At 55.2% G+C, this 20,667-nt stretch carries 14 protein-coding genes and 2 pseudogenes; 9 read left to right on the top strand and 7 right to left on the bottom strand.

From position 1 onward, the window contains the following. Positions 1-311 precede the first annotated feature (311 nt). The 3 genes and pseudogenes from EOB36_RS03695 to EOB36_RS03685 all read left to right on the top strand — a co-directional run. Positions 312-674: pseudogene (locus EOB36_RS03695) on the top strand (SOS response-associated peptidase family protein); the annotation flags it as partial. Between the two features lie 196 nt (positions 675-870). Further along, on the top strand, positions 871-1,116 hold the full coding sequence (locus tag EOB36_RS03690; protein ID WP_128284315.1) for a hypothetical protein: 246 nt from the start codon (positions 871-873) through the stop codon (positions 1,114-1,116). 39 nt (positions 1,117-1,155) lie between these two features. Next, complete coding sequence (locus tag EOB36_RS03685; RefSeq protein WP_128284314.1) at positions 1,156-1,344, top strand: hypothetical protein; 189 nt, start codon at positions 1,156-1,158, stop codon at positions 1,342-1,344. A 136-nt stretch (positions 1,345-1,480) separates the two neighbouring features. Here EOB36_RS03685 and EOB36_RS03680 read toward each other — a convergent pair whose 3' ends face one another. The 3 genes from EOB36_RS03680 to EOB36_RS03670 all read right to left on the bottom strand — a co-directional run bounded on the left by EOB36_RS03680 (position 1,481) and on the right by EOB36_RS03670 (position 4,231). Next, positions 1,481-2,311 (bottom strand): ATP-dependent DNA ligase, encoded by an 831-nt coding sequence (locus EOB36_RS03680; protein WP_348631790.1) that lies wholly within the window; start codon positions 2,309-2,311, stop codon positions 1,481-1,483. A 415-nt stretch (positions 2,312-2,726) separates the two neighbouring features. Further along, the gene (locus EOB36_RS34285; RefSeq protein ID WP_164897445.1) at positions 2,727-3,596 is read right to left on the bottom strand and encodes a hypothetical protein; all 870 of its coding nucleotides are present in this window, start codon (positions 3,594-3,596) and stop codon (positions 2,727-2,729) included. A gap of 428 nt (positions 3,597-4,024) precedes the next feature. After that, on the bottom strand, positions 4,025-4,231 hold the full coding sequence (locus EOB36_RS03670; RefSeq protein WP_128284313.1) for a KTSC domain-containing protein: 207 nt from the start codon (positions 4,229-4,231) through the stop codon (positions 4,025-4,027). 172 nt (positions 4,232-4,403) lie between these two features. Between EOB36_RS03670 and EOB36_RS03665 the strand changes: the two genes are divergently transcribed. Further along, a complete protein-coding gene (locus EOB36_RS03665; protein WP_128284312.1) occupies positions 4,404-4,856 on the top strand; it encodes a hypothetical protein in 453 nt (150 codons plus the stop codon). Positions 4,857-4,907: 51 nt separating this feature from the next. Here the strand turns inward: EOB36_RS03665 and EOB36_RS03660 are convergent, their stop codons facing one another. Then, positions 4,908-5,522: a hypothetical protein gene (locus EOB36_RS03660; RefSeq protein WP_128284311.1), complete on the bottom strand. Its 615-nt coding sequence runs from the start codon at positions 5,520-5,522 to the stop codon at positions 4,908-4,910. A gap of 300 nt (positions 5,523-5,822) precedes the next feature. Between EOB36_RS03660 and EOB36_RS03655 the strand changes: the two genes are divergently transcribed. The 5 genes from EOB36_RS03655 to EOB36_RS03635 all read left to right on the top strand — a co-directional run bounded on the left by EOB36_RS03655 (position 5,823) and on the right by EOB36_RS03635 (position 12,301). After that, positions 5,823-6,317, top strand: coding sequence for a hypothetical protein (locus EOB36_RS03655; protein WP_128284310.1), 495 nt, complete (start codon positions 5,823-5,825; stop codon positions 6,315-6,317). A 149-nt stretch (positions 6,318-6,466) separates the two neighbouring features. After that, positions 6,467-7,051, top strand: coding sequence for a hypothetical protein (locus tag EOB36_RS03650; protein ID WP_128284309.1), 585 nt, complete (start codon positions 6,467-6,469; stop codon positions 7,049-7,051). Next, on the top strand, positions 7,048-9,399 hold the full coding sequence (locus EOB36_RS03645) for a Mu transposase C-terminal domain-containing protein (RefSeq protein ID WP_128284308.1): 2,352 nt from the start codon (positions 7,048-7,050) through the stop codon (positions 9,397-9,399). The genes EOB36_RS03650 and EOB36_RS03645 overlap by 4 nt, the downstream gene beginning before the upstream one ends. Continuing rightward, entirely contained in the window at positions 9,399-10,487 is a 1,089-nt protein-coding gene (locus EOB36_RS03640; RefSeq protein WP_128284307.1) for an ATP-binding protein, read from the top strand. The genes EOB36_RS03645 and EOB36_RS03640 overlap by 1 nt, the downstream gene beginning before the upstream one ends. Next, positions 10,484-12,301 (top strand): TniQ family protein, encoded by a 1,818-nt coding sequence (locus EOB36_RS03635; protein ID WP_128284306.1) that lies wholly within the window; start codon positions 10,484-10,486, stop codon positions 12,299-12,301. The genes EOB36_RS03640 and EOB36_RS03635 overlap by 4 nt, the downstream gene beginning before the upstream one ends. Before the next feature lie 1,587 nt (positions 12,302-13,888). Here EOB36_RS03635 and EOB36_RS03625 read toward each other — a convergent pair. From EOB36_RS03625 to EOB36_RS03615, 3 genes and pseudogenes are all read right to left on the bottom strand, one after another. Further along, on the bottom strand, positions 13,889-18,664 hold the full coding sequence (locus EOB36_RS03625) for a CHAT domain-containing protein (protein ID WP_128284304.1): 4,776 nt from the start codon (positions 18,662-18,664) through the stop codon (positions 13,889-13,891). A 14-nt stretch (positions 18,665-18,678) separates the two neighbouring features. Then, complete coding sequence (locus EOB36_RS03620) at positions 18,679-19,467, bottom strand: CHAP domain-containing protein (RefSeq protein ID WP_128284303.1); 789 nt, start codon at positions 19,465-19,467, stop codon at positions 18,679-18,681. Positions 19,468-19,585: 118 nt separating this feature from the next. Continuing rightward, positions 19,586-20,142, bottom strand: a pseudogene (locus tag EOB36_RS03615) (IS110 family transposase); the annotation flags it as partial. Positions 20,143-20,667 lie beyond the last annotated feature (525 nt).

Here is a 20,667-nt window from a genome sequence, read left to right as displayed (position 1 = left end):
CTAACGGTATTGTCCGCCTGCCATTCGAACGGCGAACGGCTCCAAGCTGTCTGCGCTGAAACTGCGAAGGGCGGCCTCATCGTCCAGAAAACGGCCGTGCATGGGTCTGACAAACTGTCCTTTAAGAGAGATGAATGCGCGAGGCCGAAGACTTGATGGTCTGATCGAGAGCGGCGGCGACAGCTTTTTCGACGGCGACGGACAACGTTCCGGCCGATCGGACCCAAATTCAAAACCGGCTAGAGGCCGATGTCAAAGCAGGCATATGAGAAGATCGAATACCTCGACCACAAGGAGACGCCGGACAACACCCCGAAACGGGCGGCATTCAGCGGAACTATTGGTTCGCGCTCAATGGAGATCGCCCGCTGTTCTTCTTCGCCGGCCTGTGGACGCGCTGGCATGGTGTGCGCAAGGTCAAGGAAGGCCCTGGCGATCATGAGGTCTATGGTTTCATGACCACGAAGCCGAACGCCCTGATCGCGCCTATCCACGAAAAGGCGATGCCAGTGATCCTGACCACGCAAGAGGAAACCGAAACGTGGCTTACCGCCCCATGGTCGGAAGCAAAACGGCTACAGCGAACGGCACCGGATGATGCACTTCTGATCGTCGAGAAGCCGGCCACGCAGATCAAGGTGCCGCAGGCAACAGCACAGGGCACATTGCTTTGAGCGACGAAATCCGCCTTCCCGGTGCAATGGAGCCCGCCACCCGCCCCGGCATGCAACACCATCAGTGTGAGCATCCCGGCTGTGGCAAGAATGCGGGATGGGGCTTCGCTAAGCCGAGGCAATCATCGCACTGGTTCTGTTTCGAGCACCGCGCCGAGGGCGAGCGATATATATCGATATATATGAGGAAGCCGGGATGGTCAGACCGCCAAGACGACAAGGCGAATACGGCGATCGGGAGATCGATTGCCAGGAGGCGATGGAGCCCGGCTTTCAGGCGATCGTTGATTGCATGCTCGAGGCTGGCTGGACGCGAGGAGAGATCATGCGCTCGCTACGCCGGCTTATCGCCGCCGACAACATGACGCAAAAGGAAAACGCCAAGGTCGAGGCGCAGCTCGCGATCGCGCGTGCCATCATGCGCGCCGGCCGGGCCTTCTAGCCCTTGACGATTGCCACGCCAGCGCCAGTTGGCTCTGACATGAAACGGATCAGGACCGATAACATCGCGACCGGATACAAGGGCAAGCCGCACGCTGGCCCCGTGGACGACGAATCGAAACACCTCATCCACTGCCCGGTCTGTGGGCAGACTTTCGACGCGCGCGACCTGGGGCAGGTGTTTGAACATGCCGAGCCGGAGCACCAGCCGATTCCTGCAGAACAATAAGACCGCTCATCCAACGCGGAACATTAGTAGGGACCAGTGGGCTACCCCCCGCTTAGCCCAGCCCGCCGCAGATCGGGTGCTGCAACCCGGTCGGCCCGCGCTCGGAGGAGGAGCGCGGGTTCTTTTCTTGGCAACCCTAATCCTCGTCACCGAAACCCAGCAGCGACGCATGGCGTATGTGGCTGTGATCGCCACGCAGATGCTTGACGCGCAGCTTGACGCCAGGCCTGACCCACTGTGTCGCCGGCCGCTTTTTCATATCCTTGGGCGGCGGCCCGGCGTGCTCCCGGACCCGCTTTAACAGCCGCTCCTTCATGTCGCGGCCCAGGGTGATAAACGCGGAACCGACATACCTGCCGGTTCCGGGCTGTCCCAAAAGGGCGAAGGCTGCCTTGCCAGGCTCGCGCTCGACGCCCAGCAGATCGAATTCGTCGACCGTGAAGCTCTTGGTCTTCAGCCAGTTCGTGGTCGGGCCGCTGCGATATTTGCTGTCGGGGCGCTTCGATACAATGCCCTCAAGCTCGATCTGCTCGACGAGATAGAAGATCGATTTGGCGTCGCCAGGCATAGCCTCGCTGAACTGGATCCGGCTGTTCGGCTTGATGATGCCGGAGAGAATTTCGCGACGCGCCTCGCAGCCGATGTCGCGCAGGTCCTGGCCGTTCAGGTGCAGCATGTCGAAGGCGCAGAGATACATGGCATAGCGATTGCTGTGGACGGCATTCTGGAGCGCATTGAAGTCGGGCATGCCGGCAATGTTGGTGACGAGCGCCTCGCCGTCGATGATGGCGTTCTCGACGGCGAGCTCCCTCGCGGCTTCCACGATGCCCAGGTATTTACGCGTCCAATCCTTGCCGGTTTTGGTGAAGACGCGAATATCCTCGGGGCTGTTGATCACGATCTGGGCGCGGTAGCCATCGAGCTTGATCTCATGAATCCAGTTGTCACCCTCGGGCGGCTTGGCCACCAACTTGGGCTCCATCGGGGGGATGAACCGCAGCCGGCCGGTAACGGTACTTACAATTTTACGCACTCATAAGATTCTAGGCGGAAGGCTTATATTAGCCAGAGCGAATGGATGTAAATCCGCAGGGCAGGAACAAAACCGCTTGGCCAACGACGCTTGGACCCTGATGGGAGCATCTGCTCCGGACGGGTCCCCGGCCGGAGTTAGGAAGGGCATATTGCTTCTGATTGCCCAAGAAGGGCAGTCGGGATTGCGCATCAAGGTGGCTCAGAACACCGATATTGTGTACCCAACGGAAGCATCTCTGTTGCGCAAGGACGGCCTAGCGCAGCCCTGTCTGGCCGATAAATGGCTGGGCAAAGAGGTTGCGTTACCTGCCGATGATCGCGTTCGTTCGGCGAAGGGAATTCCGCTTTCACACGAACACAAAGTCATGCTCGGTCAACGTGTTCGTGAAGTTATCGAGAGTGACTTGATCCGCTCCTGCGGTAATGATGGTGCCAGTTCCAATTCTGGTGATTGTGAGATCATTGAAAGATTGCACATCCTCCACGCCGCTAAACACAATTTTGTCCTTTTGGCTCTGGCTGAAGTCTTCGATTCTGTTACTGATTCCGACTGTCATTGGACCGTCGTCCTTGAATACAAACCGATCTCTCCCGCCTTGAGCCTGAGCGCTGTCAAATTCCCCATCGCCCCACATTAGGTTACTGACCAAGCTGCCGGGTGCAGCGGTCCCAGCGTACAGGGTATCGTTGCCGCCCTTGGCGGAATCAACGAAAACAAATGCATCGCCGAAGAGACCGTTAAGAACCTGGCCACCGCCAGTGTTGTTGCCGCCGATCAGGGTATCGTCGCCACCCTGAGCGGAGTCGAACATGTTTGCCCCGTCGCCCACGAGACCGTTGGAAACTAGGGCACCGCCACCGCCAGTGTTGTTGCCGCCGATCAGGGTATCGTTGCCGCCCTGAGCGGAGTTGCGCATGTTTGCTGCCTCGCCCCAGACTTCATTGAAAACCACGCCATTGCTGCTGCTGTTGCTGGCGCCAATCAGGGTATCTTTGCCGCCCCGAGCGTGGTCGAACATGAACAGCGCGTCACCCGAGATACGATTGCCGGTTAGGGTATCATTACCACCCCGAGCATGGTCGAACATGCTGCCGCCAGCATCCCCACACAAGACGTTTGGGGTGCCGGGGCCCACAGGGATGTCAGCGGTGACGTCATCGGTCCCCCTTTGATGGTCCGTTAAATCTCCCAGAGTAAATGGAACGCGCTTGGACATCCTGCCCTCCTGCTGAAGTGGGGGCCCCGGCCGACTATAATCTTAGACTAAAATATCAAACACGCATCATGCCTTTGATGGATTTCAGAGGCCAAAAAGCGAGATAGCATGCGGGCGCGGGAGAACGGGCGCAAATCTTTCCAGGTCAAACGATAGTGGAAATGGTCGCCACCAAACTCAGGCGTGAGCGGGTGCTGGACGCTAGACGTTGGGCCTATGCACTTCCTCGGCGCCGGGGGCGACCGTTCCGCCGGGCTTCGCCCAATGAGGGACAAAGCCGCGCGGCTAGCCTATCGCGAGCGGAAGCTAGCTGAACAGGAATGCCCGTTTTGCGGCACGGGAGGGGTACCCATTCCCGTCTACCTTGCTTCTAAATCGCACCGGATTTTTTCTGACTTCCTTATAGCGGGTGTTCACATCGAAGACCATTATTGAGTACCAACCCGACGGTACCGGAAGTGATTGCGGATGTGTTCGTTGAAGAAGCGGCCCTTGGCGAAGGCGGCTCGGAACTCGGCGAAGGTCTCCGGCGACACGTCCTCAAACTGGTAACATTTACCGCTAGCCACGAACCACACGGAGAGGACTTTGCGCTCCGGATCGTATTCCGTTTTGTGTATCGAGGTGGACGGCATGACGGTCGCTCGATTAAAAGCCGTCAACGATCGGAAGCCCGTCACGTTCCTTGCGATCTTTGTCGGTGGCGACGCACAAGAGCGATGCGATGCGCTTGCCGTCACTCGCTCATCGCGACTTTCATTTTCGGAGCCGGGCGCTTGGTTTCTCGGCGCTTCCTGTATTTGAGCTATGATCGGCGATGCCCTGGTGGTGGCCATGCTTGAGGAGCTTGTCGCCGATTTCAGCATCTTTCCTTCCGCCTGGAGTCCACGCACTGGATTGTATGCCTTGTTCTCCCGTTTCCACGCCTCCGCTTTAGACCGCGTGCCTACGTGGAACCTCGCAGGTGGCGGTCAGAGCGGCGACACCGACGCGATGTTTCTTTCGCCGGTACGGCGCCAAGCACTTCTCCTCGTCGCCGTCGAGGGTTTCGACATGGTTGAAGCTGCCGAGACGCTTGCGATGTCTGAAGAGGAGTTCGCGGAGCACTTGACCTCTGCCTATGCGGACGACGTGATCCAGACTTCCTACGAGAGCGAGATCTCGATGTGCACGCTAGCTAATGCGACCACTGTCGCGGCGGACCGAGTCCCGGACCAGCTTGTGGTCCACAGCGAGCTTGCTATTCCTGCATTCGCATAGTGAGGGGTGTCGTGCGTACTCCTCCTCTACCCACCCGTCGCATTTTAGTTTTCAAACAATGCTTCGAATTTTACGCTCACCGCCCTCGCCTTCATCGTTGAGCTCAACCGATAGCAAGGGCCTGTCTAATGCACGAATAATATTAAACGCAATTTTATCTAGATTTATGAAGTATCCTGTTAAATGATTGCCAATATCAATTTGATCAAGTTCGGGATCACTCAATACTGGAAGCTCGTTGTCAAGTGAAAATAGAAATCTTAAAGGTTCTTGTGTTTCATCACCGACCAATGTTGCCACCATTTTTACGTCATTATCAAAAATAGCTCTGAATTCTTTGACGCCGTCTTTTGAGCCGATGACTTCACACATTCCGCCCCTCAGTAGTGCCAGCCTTAGTACGAGGGCCGCATGAGTCTTCCCCATCACGACTGCGTCTCCCGGCATAAATCCTTGTTTAGTTAGCGCAACCGCCACTGCCACAGCAGCTGCCTCTTGCGCGGTAAATCTAGCGTGAGTGCCCTGACGATCTGATAGCTGACCTCTTCGTCTCCAAACCCTTTGCAACTCTGTACTCAGCCCGCTGGCGGCTTCGAGTTCGGACGGACTGAGCGTGGCCAGTGATATTTTCCACCTCGAGAAATCGATGACGTTGGCGTCGTGCACTCGTCTACTCCTTAAAGATCAGCAAACACGTTGCAACCGAGGACCGGCCGTCGCAAGCGGCAGTTCATTCAATAAGCTGCGCCGCATCGGCGAAGACAACCGCGCGGTGGAATCCTTGATCAAGCGACCTCCAAAGCGTTCTACCAAAAAAATTTAATGGTACACGCTTTGTTCACTTTACCGGTAACCATTCACGGTTTATCTGATATTACGGTAACCCAATCGATCGCTGATGTCCAGCAGGCTGATTGTGCCGTTGCGTAACCTGACGTCTTGGACGTCGATGAAAGTGAGAGTGTCATGAGTTTGTCAGCCTCTATCGCGCCGCATCTGCCCTGCCTGCGGCGATTCGCAACAGTCTCGTCGGGCTCGCAGGAAAGCGGTGACGCACAGATTTGCGCACTGCTGGAGGCGATCATTGCGGACGTTAGTATCTTCCCACCAGCATCGAGCGCTCGCGTGGCGCTTTATAACGTTTTCACAAAATTCACGTCCTCAGCGACAGTAAAGATGCGCGATTGGGACCCGAACCCGGCTGATGGGCTCCCCCACTTCGACATCATGCGTACGCCGCTCGTTCACCGCCAAGCGCTCCTTCTCGTTGAGTTCGAGGGCTTCAGTGTCGTGGAGGCGGCCGAGGTGCTCGCCGTGTCGGAGAGGCAGCTTGCTGAGTTGTTGACACAAGCCAAGGAGGACATCTTTGGTTCTGCGGCCAATTCTACGCATATTAATCACGACGGCACAGACAATCCGCGCACGGTCATTACTGCGCTCGAAGCCACGGCAATGGCTTAGTCCGGAGCCGCGACGTGGAATCAGTCGTTCGATCGTTTCGGAACAGGCCTCCAGCTAGCCAAGCCAGCGATGACGCTTGGCGTGCTCCGTCGGAGAGCATCGCCACGCGCAATATATCCTTCCGAAGCAAAGGCTCTGCGCGAGGTTCGATGGTCGGACCGGATCGGCGCGTACTCAATTTCGAGAGCCACCTTGAGCGCAAGGCGGCTTCTGTCCTAGTCGCTCGCCCAGACATCGTACACCTCTGGGATCAACCGCCCGCGGTCAACTACAAAGACTACGACGGCTCGTGGCGGCGGCACACGTTCGACTTTCTTGCTACACGACGGTGTGGAACTAAGTTCGCAATCGCGGTCAAGCCAACCGAACTCGTCAAGCTGAGGAAATTCGACGCACTGCTGCGACTTATTGCGCAACAAGTGCCGCCATCCTACGCGACAGGCGTCATACTCGTGACCGAGAAGATGATCTCGGATGACGACTTCTCGAATTCGCTCTTGCTTCGTAGCGTGCTCTCGGACACCGACTTCGAGGCTTACGAGTTCCTGACATCGATCGTCATGTCTCTGAACGGCGCTGCGACAATTGCGAACCTCGGTAAAACCTTGAAGCGCCAGAACGGCGGATTCCGCGCCGTGGTGAGACTGATCTCTGAAGGCATTTTGGTCAAAGTGGGCCCGGGTCTGCTCTCGCCGAAGACCTTGGTGCGCGCGGCAGAGCGGGCTGCAGCATGACGACGCCTGACCAAATTCCTCGTTGGTCCTTCGAGAAGACTGATCGGATTTCGATCGCCGGTATTCCCTATCGGTCCGCCAACGCGACTTCTGCTGGCCATGTCCTGCAGCGGGTCGACCAGCCTGATCTATATGAGGAGTTCTCGCATGCCGAAGTTTTGGCGTTCCACTCTTCTGGCAAATTGAATATCGACCGAAACTATTTTTCGGAGAGTAGAACTCATGCGCGCCTTTCGAGCAAACTGGACTTCTTGTCGGACCTGAGTCCCAAGCGCAAAGCCAAGTTCCTTTTCAAGCAGAATCTCGTAGTGAGCTTCATGCGCGGATACGCTGACGGCCGCTTCCGCCGCACGCCGCAAGGCTACGCTGACGCCATAGAGATGATAGAAACGGAGCTCCGCAATGAGCAAGCAGAGAGCGAAGTCACCATCCGCCGACGCGAGACCGCGCTGCGCAAACAAGATCGCAGGGTCACAGCCGAAATTAGAAAGCATGGCGTCCGGGCATCATTCCCTCGGTGGGACAATCCCGATCGCTTAGTCAATCCTAGCGGGCGTTTGGATCCTACGCCAAGGTTCCCAACCCTGGGAAATGGGCTGGCTATGCCAAGCCCCCGCGCTCTTGCTGGTTGGGTCAGTAAATTTGAGGCAGCGGGATGTGATCCCGCCTCGCTTTGGGATTCGTATGGGAACTGCGGCAGCGTGCCGAAACTGTCGCCGCAGGTTCTGCGATTGATCGACGAAGCGGCCTTGGCGTACCCTGATGAGCGGCGTCCCTCCATGACCGCCGTTTACAAACTGTTCAAAGGGCTCCTCGCACAGACCAACGCTGAAATCATAAAGCGCGGCGAAGAGCCGTTGCGCTGCCCGTCGCCCAAGACATTCGCCAAGAAAGTTAAACAGACTCCCGCCTTTGCTCGCACGCTGGCACGAAACGGGCGTGTCGCCGCAAGCAGACAATTTGCCATGGCCTCGAAAGGGGTTCGGGTGCTCAAGCCCATGGAGCGCATTGAGATCGATGAATGGGAGATCCATCTCCAAGCGCTGGACTGGAATTCTGACCTGCTCGCCCACCTCTCCGACCAAGATATCCGCGAAATCAAGCGAGTCCGAATCCATGTCGCTGTGGCCATGGATGTGGCGACACGTTTTGTCCTCGGCGTCAGCTTTGCCGAAACGGCCAGCGTGCCAAATGTTATGGCGGCGTTGAAGATGGCGGTGTCGGATAGAAGCAAAATTGCATCAGCTGCTGGCGCGGCGACTCGTTGGGGACCATTTGGTGGACTGCTCGGCGGGGTTCACTCCGATATGGGTTCTTCATTCGGAGAAACCTTCAGAGTGGCCGTCACCGACCTGCAGGGGGACCATGTTGCAGGACCCGCCGCAAGAAGCGAAATCCGCGGCCATATCGAGCGACTTTTTCGAACCCTTCACGAGACTTTCCTAGTGAACTTCACCGGGAGGACATTCAGCAACCCGGTGGCGAAAGGGGATTACGACTCAGCCAAGCGAGCATCCCTGACAATAAACGAGCTCTACCTGAATTTCGTTCGCCATATCCTGGATGTATATCACAACACGCCCCATGGAGGCCTACACGGTCAAACTCCCTACAACGCCTGGATCGGCGCAGTGGAACAGTTCGAGCTGCCACCGCCGCCTGATCAGCGTGCCTTGAGGGCCATCTTCGGACTGGAGTTCGACCGTGTCACAACTCCAGAGGGCATTCATTTTCAGAACCTGAAGTACAATTCGGAGAAATTTCAAAAGCACAGGCAGCTCCACGGCGACGGTCGTGTCAGAATTCGTGTCGACTGCGACAACATCCATGAAATCTCTGTTCTCCTAGGCGGGGAGTGGCATCCGCTCAGAACCCATCATTCACTTGAGGGCATCTCCATCGCAGCCTGGGCTGCAGTGCGAAACGAGCTTGCTCGCCGCTTTGGTGAAGAGGCGAGGATAGCTGAGCCGATCGTGCTTCAAGCTATCAGTGACATCAAGGCTGCCGGCGATGCCGCAGCAGTTCGCGCTAGGCTCGGAGCGACCCACCCATCCGCTCAAGATATTGAGCGAGATCAGCGCAAGCTGTTCATCGGTTTCGACATGGGGGCTCCGCAAGTGGAAGCGCCCAGTCTCGCCCAAGATAGCTTCGACGTCTTGATCCCATTCAGTGGGGAAGTGCCGAAGCCGCCCTCCGCAATGCAATCAGAGCGGGCTGATAGAACCGCCGGTCAGCAGCCGGTGGTAGATCCTTCTAGAAACTCCCCCATCAAGGACCGCGGTCATGTGGGGCCTGCACCGACTATCGCGGACGAGGCGGCAGTTTGGCTGATTGAGGAAGAACCGTGATGGAAGAAGTGGGAATCGAGGCGGAAAAGGACTCCCTGTTTTCGCTTGAAGCGAGCTTGGGGTCGCTTTCTTGGGACCGCATCAAACACGCCGAAGCGAACGCGAAATTTTACGTGCCCACAGAGCGGGATGAGCAGCTCAAGAACGCAATAGGACGGCTTCTGGATGGAGTAGTCACAAGAGCAGACAGAAATATCCCCCTGACTCGCTCCAACCGGAAGGAAGGCCGAGCCCTGCTCGTCGCCGGACAATCCGGCGCCGGTAAGTCCAGGGCGCTTTCAAGGTTGTTGACCGCCCATGACGCTTTGCGGCCAGCCGACGATCCGATCGCTGCCCGGCGGCCACTCATATCAATCAAGGCTCCCGAAACGTTCACCCCGCGAGCCTTCTACATTCGCTTGCTACACGCCATGGGCTACCCTTTGGTGAATTCTCCGGTCACCGAGTTGCTGATCGAACGCGTGCGGAAGCACGCGCAGCGTCTTCAAGTTCTCGTCTTACACATCGACGATTCGAGCAACTCACTTGTCGGCCACAGCCCTAGGGCACGGGATAGGGCTGTGGAGCGGGTAGCAACCACTTTGAGAGGTCTTATGGTCGATGCCGAAAATCCGCTTTCGGTGATTGTCTCGGGCTTGCCATCCATATTGGATTTGGTGCGGGTGGAAGAGCAGTTCGGCCGCCGGGCCGAGATCGTCCATTTCAATCCGCTCCAGGCCAATGATGCCGACCGACTTCGACAGATCGTAGCGAAGAGAGCAGAGACGTTTGGCCTCGCAGATAAGGAGACGTCTGGCGATTTCGCGCTGCGCTTGCTTCATGCAGGAAACTACCAGCTTGGCACCGTCATGGAGATCACTTCACACGCAATCGGGTCCGCGCTGGAGAAGGGGCATAGCGGAGATCGTTCTGCTGGACTAAGCGCCATGGATTTCGCTGACGTCTATTTCCGTAGGACCGCGTGCTCCTCCCAGCTGAACGTCTTTACGGCGGCTGATTGGAGCAAGATTGATACATCGCAGATCGTGCCCCGCTGGATCGAAGAAAGGCCGATTGGCAACAGGAAGCACAAAGGGGGTGCCAGATGAGTCTGTTCGCTCGGGTATCTCTGCAGCCTGACGAACTTTCACAGGCAAGTTTCGTCTCGCGCCTCGCCGCCGTGAATGGATGCCAGACCGCCGCTCAATTCTGCAAGGAATTGGGGCTGAATGTTACCAGCATCAGGCATGGTCACGCTGACGCCTTGTCCGCTCTAGCAGCGTATTCAGGGGCCGATGTGGCGACCCTTGCGCGAAACGCTTTAACGCTCATTGGTCCCCGGGCATATTCGCTCCGTGGATGCGACGCCCACCAGCGGATGCTGAGGACGGATAAATTCGGCGTTTGTCCGGCCTGCGTAAGAAGCGACGTGTTTTCGGGTCCAAACAGCGACCGCTTCAGTGCTGTTTACCTCCGCGTCCCATGGCACTTTCGTGCTATCCGATGTTGTCATGTTCATCACCTTCGTTTGATCGAGCTTTCGACTAGGAGCATTCGAAGCGAAAAGAGAGAATTTGCGGCGATTGCGTGGGATGCGGCCATCGACCTTGTCGACAATGACACAGAAGACAAACATCAGGCGCCCGACCTTTTTGAGCAGTATGTCCTCAACAGATTGGACGGATCCTTAACGGGTTCTTGGCTGGACGACATGCAGCTCTCCGCGGTCGTTCGATTGTGCGAGGTACTTGGCGCGACGGAGCTCTTCGGCACGAATAGCAGCCTTCGTGGACTAACGGACGAACAAACAGCCAAATCTGCACTGGCGGGGTTCGACATACTTGGCGAGGGACCCATGGGTCTCACACGAATGCTAGAGAGGCGGCTGGCTGCTAACTCTCGTCCGAAGGCGACGATTGGCATTATCACTTTGCTGGGTGGATCAATAGGCGAGGTTTTGAGGCACCGAGACAACCGAAAAACCGATATTACAATGTTTCGGGAGGAACTGAAAAAATTCGCCAACTCCCATCTCGCTCGCACCGTGATTAATTTCAACCTGCAACTTACTCCACAGCGGCGGCAATCCATCGCTGAAGTAGTTGCCCATTCTGGAGCATCCTCGAATGCGATACGGAGGTCGCTGGTTCAACTGAATATTCTGGACGAGGTCGACGCAAGCAAGAGCGGTAAAGAGATTTGCGTCGACATCGGACTGATGCGAGCTGCAGTGAAGAAGGCAACTACGCCGTTTGCCGCAGGAAGGGTGATGGCCCTACTAGGCCTTACTCGCGATGAACTCGACACGGTTGCCGCGAAAGGTCTCTTAGGGGACGCCCTGCGGGGTGAACGATTGGATCGCAGATTCTCCGCCCACGCCGTTCACCACGTGTTGGACATTCTAGAGGCGATACCGGTCAGCACCATTCCTGAATTCGGTAGCTTCCGAATCAAGCCCACTGCAAAGGAAATTGGCAGCAGCTTTGCGGAGATCGTCCGACTTCTGATGGATAAGTCCGTCGCTAGCGCGAGGCGTGACGGAACTGTTAACGGCCTCCCCTCGATCTACGTTTCTCCTTCGGAAATAAGATCGCTTCTGTTCGGATCCAGGTCACCCGGCGTTTCGATTAGGCAAACAAGAAAAGTGTTGGGAACGACCGCGGAAGTGGTGAAGGGTCTTATTGCCACTGGCTATCTGAAGGCCCCGCCCAATGAGGGCTCGAAAAGTCGCGTTAAAATACAGATACCACAAGACAGCTTGAACGAATTCAAAGAAGAGATGATTTCGCTGCATGCGCTCTCAAAAATTCGCCATCGACCCATGAAGAAGGTCGCCAGCGAACTTCTCGGGCAAGGGATAGTGCCCGCAATCACGCATGATGAATGCGGCGCGACATTCTATAGAAGATCCGAAGTCTGCTAGGCGGCGCGGGAGGTGAACTGCGCGTTCGCCAACGTAGTGCACTGGCCAACATATGTCAGGACGGCGCGCGAGATGGATTTTCATCGATCATGCCTTCCTCCTTCCTCTCTGAAGAAGTTTTTCCTTCCTCGAACGAAGTACGGGACGTCAAGTTCGCTATGGCCCCGGGAGGTCTACCGAAGGCACGGAAACGGCTATCGACCACCGGCGAGGTGTTGAGCGCCGCCGACAGCCGACACGTCGCAAGTTGACCCGTTTGAGACCTTCGGCAGCCAACCCGCAAATGGCGGCTTCGCGAGCAGCTTTTTCCGTTGCCATTCCCAACGTCACGCTTTGCTGGTTTGCTGAATTCCCCAGCGCTTCCCTTCAGAGGAGAAGGCTCGGATCGTTGCGGAGAGCTACGAGGCTGGCGGGACGGTTTGTGCTGTCCGATACGGTCTTACAGTGCCGCCGCAGAAAGATATTCGAATCCTTGGTCGACCAGCTCATTTACTTCACCACTTCAATTTCCCCGGGTTTCCACGTTGTGCCGAACCACTGCTCGAGCAGGCCGTAGAGGCGAAGGATCGCGAACCATCCCTTGCTGGGGATGGACTGGAGCCAGGTGGCTTCCTTGCCCTCCGATCAGTTGATCGCGCTTGCTGTTGCGGCCGGGGAAGGCCTGGCTGGTCTGCAGTCTGTGGGTCGTAGAGCACCATCGACCAGAAGTCCTTGGCCGGAGGTGTGTTAAACGGAATAGGATTCCGCGATCATTGACAACTTCAAACCGGATTAAGCCGAAGGGGCAACGTCAGATACTCGTCGTTCACCAATTGATTCGAGGCACAATTATCGTTCAGCAGCTTGACAAACCTACTAGCGAAGCCGCTGCCAACATCGCCTCAGTATTGTCGTCGTAGTACCCCGTCGGCTCCAATCCGTATCGCTTTTGAAATCTACGGAGGGCTGCAGATGTCCTGTCGTCGAACGTCCAATCGGGAACCTCTAGAAAATACCCGAGTACACTTAACCGTTCCTCAGCCTCCTCGACAACGGAGGACACGTCCCCTGGTCTCCACTGAACACTGACGTGTTCAACTGCGGCCCGGCAATTGCGCCCGCCAGCAGCATCTGAGACGGGCATTAGAGGGAACATCCCTGAGAAAGAGCCTAAACTGCCTTGAGTGGCTAAGATACTAATCGATCCTTTAAGTGAGTAAACAAGCCCTTTGGCGTAGGCGTACACTTTGGGACCGCGGAGAGTAATCTTGAGAGATCCGCCCTGACAATCTTGCCCACATTCTAGAAACTTATCACTTTTTTTTGAACAATACCCTTCCCAAAGATGCTCGTGGTTCGGAAATCCCCATAACGAATAACTTAGGACTACAGATCCCGTCCCTACAGGAGAGTACCCCTTTGTTATTTCTTGAGAGCCCACGAATCGAAGTCGTACCTGCTTTATATTTGATGCTTCCTTCGAGTAGTCAGCGCCTAAGCATTGTCCAGCTAAGCTTGAAATATCGTCACCTGACCAAGCAATCGCGGGTAAACCGGCTGACGCTAACAGGGTCAAAACTGTAATTGAAGACATCCTCCAACGGGTAATCATTGCCAATTCCCCATAAGAACAAATGGCGCCCAATAGTATGGATGTGAAAAGTTCCCTAACGGCTTTGACCCTGTCAGGGGCACACCTAGCTGTTGCGCTGATTCGACTACGATCGAGGTGCGATCGCTCGGGATGGTGCTGTCAAAACGGCCCTCGATAAACTCAGACTGGGCCTTTGCGAGCGCGCTTGCACGTGTCAAGGGGCCTCTCTCGCTGATCTCATAGAAGCGCTGCAATATGAGCGGAGTTGTCTTGTCGGATATTTTCCAGAGGCTAGCTAGGACTGATCTCGCGCCTGCTTTGGTGACAGCGGTCGCCAAGCTACCGAGTTCGCTCCCATCATCAGTTTCATGGGCAAATCCAGTGGAACATGCTGATAAGGTAAGCAGGTCAACATGTTTGAATGAAAATCGCAGATGTTGCGTTACAATTTCGTCTACGTAAAGCTTGTCACCATTTCCCAGTAGGAGAAATGAGTCCATTTTGGTTCTGGCGGCCTCGAAGTGAGACGACAGGTGCACGATTGCCTTGGAGTTGTGATTGTCACGGCCAAAGAGCAATGCGGCTGTAAATGCGTTGCGATTGAAGGCCTTATCGAGTTTCACCGTACCGGGAAACAAGCCAGACCGGGTTTCGTCTCCAACCAACCCAGCCAGTTCAACCTTTACTCCCGGAAGTGCCTCGAAATCGGCAACTCGATGAGTGGTACCAAGTGCAGCCATCGGCAGGTTAGACAACTTGGGATCTCCCAATTCGAATCCTGCGTCCGATAGTGATGCAAGAGCGTATTTCTGAGCCAAGTATTCTGTTTCCGTGTGCAACGCTGCGAAAGGTATGTAGTTCAATCTCCTGTCAAGTGATATCAATAGTAGTTCTGGTCTTGCCGTATTGATATCACGTTCAATAGGGCCAAGAAGGAGGCGATACATTCTTTTAGCTCGAACAAGTGGACTTTCAGCCTTATTTCGTAAGACATCAATGAATTCCCTTATCTCGCGATTGAGCAAGGCTTCAGTGAAATCTTCACCCCCCCATTTTTTCCAGGTGTGTGACGTCCAGCCATCTTTAGTAGTTACGAGAACGTGCATGCGATCTGGTAGAACCAAATAGCGCAAAACGACAATCCGGTCTTTGGATGCCGCAAGTGAATTTTGGATCTGGGTCGCCTCTGCTAAGAAGATGCCCTTAATGCCTCGATTCAGCGAAGCAACGGCAGCCTTCGCCTCTTCCAGCGACTGATCGTAGTTCGCCTGGGCAATTTTCAGTTCGTTTTCAATCTGGAAGAGCTCATCTCGCTCCTGCGACGACAATTTGTCACCTGATTCTTTGGCAACAAGTGCGCTCGCACGCGCCCATAGCAGCGTTACAGGAGGGCGCAAATTTGCTATCGCTTCCCGAACATCGCGTTCTTGAATTGCCGTGGGCACCTGGTCGAAGCTGCGTCCGGCATACGCGGGGTCGTGGTTCATGTACCTGTCGACCTCCCCACCCTTTATCAAATGCCTAACGTATTCACCTTCCGCGAGTCTTTCCTTCTCGATCAGCATGCTGGCGAGCTTTCGATACGGCTCCGATATCGCGTCGTCAAAGCAGGCACGGAGCTGTTCGGGCAGTTCTCTGATCTTAGAGCGTTGTGCCTGCAGGGTGTTAACCGCCTCCTTCGCTAGAGCAATAGCTGCATCGCTGTAACCGAGACGCCTAACCACCTCACTTGATTTTGACAAATGACAGGCCCTCGTAAGCGAAGCAGAAAAGTTCCCAACCGTTCCCTCGGAAACCGTGTCAAGCTGCAATTCAACCGAGAGTGCGGTCATCTCCTGTAGCAGAGAGTTGGGGAAGTCTCCCTCTAACGCCAGCGCTTCCGAAAGCTCGCGTGCTGCGAGCGCCAATCCTTTGCTGATAGCTCCCCTCGAAAGCTGGGTTTGAAAGCTTTTTTGGAGCTTCCCAAGGTCGAGCCGATCTGGGGTGCTATCCGCCATAACGACATCACCATCGATCATGCTCTTAAGCGCCAAAGACGTTTCGTCTCCACGAGAAGCAAGAAACTGTACGAGGTCTAAAAGGGACTTAGGTATTTCTGTTCCATTGTCTAAATGCAACGAAACGGTTCTCCGAAGGATATCCCTCCGGTTTCCTGCCCTACCAAACTCAAAGCTTAATTGAGCCCCCTTTAAGAGGTTGTTTTCCCGCCGGGTGCCTTCGGTGATAGCATTCTCGAATGCGCCAATCGACGTAAGGATGTCGACTACATAGCCAGCATTTTGCTCATAGAAGATAGAATCTTGGAGACTCTGCGGTGCAGGGATCGGCCGTTGCAGCGTTCTTAGTCCAATAGGGATCAGGCTTGGGTCAATTACACCGCTGGCAAAGTGGTAGGCTACTTCGTCACAAGCCCCACTACTTTCATCGCAAACCTCCAGTAGGAGAGCACGCATAGAAAAAAGCAGCTCTTTCGGGTTCGATCCGTAGCGTTCCGACCAATACTTAAACAAAAGAAAGGACTCCATTATGTCGTGCTCGTTGTTTATCAGCATATCGACATCAAACTTGTCGCCCAGGTTTGCTTTAAGCAGGTCGAGGTGTTCAAAGGGGCTTATTTGGAGGTCAGGAAAGGCAATAAGTAAACGCGCGAGCGAAAGCCTGCCCTGTCGGTCGCCTTTTCGCGCTGCCAGTCTATACCAACTCGACGCCTCAGCTGGATCAACAATACTTTCACATGATGTGCAAACATATGCATCTCCTATCGCGCGCCCAACTTGAGGGTGAGCATCTGCGAGTGATCGAAGCATAGATATGCCATCGGGGCCGTGTAGTAAATCATTACCGGCAATAAAGCGGTTTACCAGTTGTGTCGTTTCTGGAGAGTACTCCCCCATGTAGGAGGCATTGCTTTTGGAAGCAATATTTATGGCTGAAGAATACCACTTAAGCGCGTCGACTTTTGTAGCTGCATCCATTTGACTGAAGTCAGCAGCCAACACTGCTGCAAAGGGGTCGCCATTCCGAGCGGCTTTGGTGGCTGAATCGAGAGCGCGATCTATATCCACTGGTGTCCCCAATCCGTAGAAGTAGAGCAAGGACAGACGGGTAGATGCGAAGTTGTTTCCAGACTGGGCGGCTTTCTCCAGTAGAATAACTGCAAGTTCAGCATTTTTTCCGTCGTGTCCCGCTCCTTCGAGGAGCCTCTCAGCAATCGCATTTATGAGAAGAGGCTCTGCTTCTAACAAGACGACGTCCCGGGCCTCCTTATGTAAACTGACAAGTTGTGATATACGCGTCAGTTCGGCTGCCATATGAGTAGGGATGAGCTGATCCCTCTCCACGAGGAAAGGGCCGACCCGAGTCACTTCGATGTTTCCCTCGCTTGGCCCAACCTTCTCCTTCCAGTCCGCCATGAACAAACGCACTGCCTCGACCGCGCTTGATACGCTCTCAAGGCCGTCAATATAGAGCTGATATCGCCCAACGCCGGCCAGACCAGCCAATCGCCTCCACTTGGCAGCCTCGCGTTCTGAGGGCGCTGTTCCAAGTCCATGAGCGTAGATTTCTGCCAGGGCTCCGCTGACGTATTTGGTAAAATCTCCGCTGATTTCAGAACGAACTATGGCCTTAAGGATGTCGATCGTCTCAGCGAAATCTTGTCCTTCTTCTACGCAGCATGAATTATAAATCCAGTCCCGCATATTTTTTCTGAAGAGAGCGGATCGGGCAACCGTCTTATTTGACGAGGCTATAATCCCGAAGATTTCGTTATTGAGCACTTTTTCCGGGAGGTATTCTCCTCCCAAATGCATGAAGAACAACCTGCCGGCTAGTTCAGATCCATTCTTGGATCGTGCCAATTTTCGAAGGGCGTCGACATCATCAGGGGGCCTTTCGATACTGACGATCAATTCGAGCGGGGAGAGATATTGACCGCGGTTGTGTGATGTTGCGGCGTCACATGCACCAGACGCTACCCTTGCTTGCCCAACTTCCACGACCTCTCGAAACGGAGGCGGCGATGTTGGACTTGAGCGACCAAGTTCCGTCGTGAGTCTGGACCACGCATATGCATCTCCCAACCGGTACGAGTTCGGCAGTGTGTCTCTGAAACTCATATCGTTGGGATAGCAACCATGAACAAAAGCAATCGCCTGGGCCCAATATTGCGCAACCAGCTGCCCTGTTGGCGCGCAATTTACGAGATCACGCCGCTCTTTTAACTTTTCAGCTACACTCGGCGGTAGCCTGACGCTTGAGGGAGGCGGGCTCAGCTTCAATTTTGGCGGTGCGGCAGGTCTTGTTGGGTAGCATCGGATATCTCGCTCGCCTTCTTGCTCGTAGGCCATTTGAGTGAGAGAAGGCTTTAGCGTGGCCTGCCAGGCCCAGCATGGAACGCTCACCAATCCCCCATTCACGTCAATCAACTCTTCTAACGAAGAGGGATTTTCCTCGAGTATCAACTGAGTAGCATCACGTGCGACTTTCGCAACTGCGCTTGCACGCGGTTCAAGCCCGATCTCGTACTGTGTCAGGATATCTTCAAATGCTTTGCCTCCCACAGCTCTTTTGGTAAGCTGCTCCAAGGATACACTTGACCAGATTGAAAGAACCTGCAGGTCTAACGCAAGATCCTCTCTCACCTTGACAGAGCCAATACATTCCAACTTTCGGAGAAGCTCTCGATAGGATTCTGATACCGTGGAAGCTGAACTGCCGTATCCAGAGGAAGACAATGTAACGATCGATATGCACAGGATGCGCAACAGGTGGCTCAGCTGTCCAATCACGGCATGCCCTCCTATTATGCATGAAGGCTGTTATCTGTTCTAAATGAGTGGAACTGCAACTCAGAGCCGTCGAATGGGATTCGCTTGACGTTTATCTCTCCGGTGTTCACTCGCTCGTAGGCTCCTTCCGCCTTAACGCGCAGAGGCATCTGATTTCCTCCCAAAACAAACACGTGAGTTTGCGTGTGCTTCACATAAAACCCCACGTGACCTCTGGAGGGCACGGATCGGTGTTTGAACACAACCAAATCGCCGAAAAATGGGGTATCAGTCTTCTGACCCCAGCTGCGGAAAGTCGCGGATGCGGCGCTTTTGGTCGTACTTAGAAATTCGCTCGCCCGCGCCTTATTCTTCCGCCCTCTCTCAATGCACCAGTTTACGAAAGCGGCACACCACGGCGTCTGATCGCCACTTGGTTTCCGGAGTGTCGTTGCGTCAAAGAATTGGACTATAACTGGATTCGCACGGACAGGCCATTCTTCACAGAACATCCAAGCATCATCCAGTATCTCTCCATCAAAGTCTGAAATCAATCCTTCCCTAATCGCGAGGAAATATTCTGCAACCTCAACAGGCCTGCAATCTAATGCGCAGCTACCTATGATTTTCCTAGCGCTTGCTATCTCGGCAGAATTGGGTGCGCCTCGCCCGCGATTGGTCTCAAACTCATCTAGGGTTGGAATTGTTTCAGCAGGGTTCCACATAAATGGTTCAGCGACGCCCATCTCATTCGGCGTAGCACGTGCTCGGGCACAAACGGCTAATAATGCGGCAGATCCGACTAAAACCGAACGACGTCGCATTGAACTACTCCTTAGCTCACAATAATTTATGCGCACAAGCTATACTACATCGCAGGCAATGCCTTGGCGAGGGGTGTGCGAGCAGCGGCGAGTTGTTGCGATTATCACCAGTCGGGCGTTGGAGCTGAATAGTGCCGATCTGATCCGCCAACCCCTCACCACCAGCCGACCCAGCGGTGGCAGCTCCGGAGCCTCATCGGTGGAGAGCCGCCTCGCCAATCGCAAGGCCTGATGCAGGCCACGTGCCATCTCGATCCCGAATTCGGCCAGGAGACCGCGCAGCATGTTCACAAGCTGCGTACGCTGCCTCACTAGTAGATCTCGCGTCCGATGCAGCGCCAGCGCCGCCTGCTGCTCGGCCGACTTCACCGGCACGAAGCGCATGGTCGGCCGCGTCACCGCTCGCTGATTGCCTCAGGATCCCCCCATCCGTCTTGCCCCGCTTCACATAGGCTGGCGGCATTAGGCGCACCTCAGCTTTGTCATCTCGCGTGCCCAATGATGCGAGGCGCCGCGGGCCTCCATGCTGACGAGGCAAGAGGGAAGCTTGGCAAAGAACGGCAGGACTTGCGCCCGCCGCAACGCCTTGCGGACGACAACGTATCCTTCAGCATCGACGGCGTGGACCTGAAAGAGGCTCTTGGCCAGATCGAGGCCGATGGTGGTGATTTGCATAACGGATGGCTCCTCTTTCGTGCGGTCGCTGCGACAGCACCACTTCAAAGCATCAAAATGCCTTCAACGGGAGCGGGAGCCATCCACCCCATCTGCTTTCCGGAAGCGGCAAATCTGATCTCCACGACCTATATTGAGGAGCCGCACCGGGCGCGGCCGTCGTACTCGAAAAGGGGACAATGATGGCGATCCTGTGGTCCGGAGATGGCGCGCTGTACTCGTTCCCGCCGACCGATTCAAATGGCAAGGTTCCACCTCAGCCTGCTGTTGAGTTTTGACCTTGGTGTTGCCTAACCTCGCTAAAGCACACCATCTCATCTTCAGAAGCGACGACGACTATAACGTGAGCCACCGTCCGAAAAAATTTGACAGCTGCACTGTTGTACGAGACAATTCCAGCAAGTCTTCCGACGGGGTCGGCGACCCTTCCCATCAATTCCAACTTAAAGGTGTACCATGTCGTACTCGTATGTCCCGTCGACTCCGAATACTGCCGATCCGTTGGCGAAATTTCGTTGTTCGCTT

It is taken from the genome of Mesorhizobium sp. M6A.T.Cr.TU.017.01.1.1 (genome assembly GCF_004023115.1).
GTDB classification, from domain to species: domain Bacteria; phylum Pseudomonadota; class Alphaproteobacteria; order Rhizobiales; family Rhizobiaceae; genus Mesorhizobium; species Mesorhizobium mediterraneum.
The sequence above is the reverse complement of the archived record's forward strand: the minus strand, read 5'-3'. Positions and strand labels throughout refer to the sequence as shown.

What these genes read in the sequence shown, in the direction of transcription:
- EOB36_RS03655 (WP_128284310.1), top strand. Translation starts at nt 5,823, where the DNA reads ATGAGTTTGTCAGCCTCTATCGCGCCGCATCTGCCCTGCCTGCGGCGA.
- EOB36_RS03645 (WP_128284308.1), top strand. Translation starts at nt 7,048, where the DNA reads ATGACGACGCCTGACCAAATTCCTCGTTGGTCCTTCGAGAAGACTGAT.
- EOB36_RS03670 (WP_128284313.1), bottom strand. Translation starts at nt 4,231, where the DNA reads ATGCCGTCCACCTCGATACACAAAACGGAATACGATCCGGAGCGCAAA.
- EOB36_RS03665 (WP_128284312.1), top strand. Translation starts at nt 4,404, where the DNA reads ATGATCGGCGATGCCCTGGTGGTGGCCATGCTTGAGGAGCTTGTCGCC.
- EOB36_RS34285 (WP_164897445.1), bottom strand. Translation starts at nt 3,596, where the DNA reads ATGTCCAAGCGCGTTCCATTTACTCTGGGAGATTTAACGGACCATCAA.
- EOB36_RS03685 (WP_128284314.1), top strand. Translation starts at nt 1,156, where the DNA reads ATGAAACGGATCAGGACCGATAACATCGCGACCGGATACAAGGGCAAG.
- EOB36_RS03690 (WP_128284315.1), top strand. Translation starts at nt 871, where the DNA reads ATGGTCAGACCGCCAAGACGACAAGGCGAATACGGCGATCGGGAGATC.
- EOB36_RS03635 (WP_128284306.1), top strand. Translation starts at nt 10,484, where the DNA reads ATGAGTCTGTTCGCTCGGGTATCTCTGCAGCCTGACGAACTTTCACAG.
- EOB36_RS03640 (WP_128284307.1), top strand. Translation starts at nt 9,399, where the DNA reads ATGGAAGAAGTGGGAATCGAGGCGGAAAAGGACTCCCTGTTTTCGCTT.
- EOB36_RS03650 (WP_128284309.1), top strand. Translation starts at nt 6,467, where the DNA reads ATGGTCGGACCGGATCGGCGCGTACTCAATTTCGAGAGCCACCTTGAG.
- EOB36_RS03620 (WP_128284303.1), bottom strand. Translation starts at nt 19,467, where the DNA reads ATGCGACGTCGTTCGGTTTTAGTCGGATCTGCCGCATTATTAGCCGTT.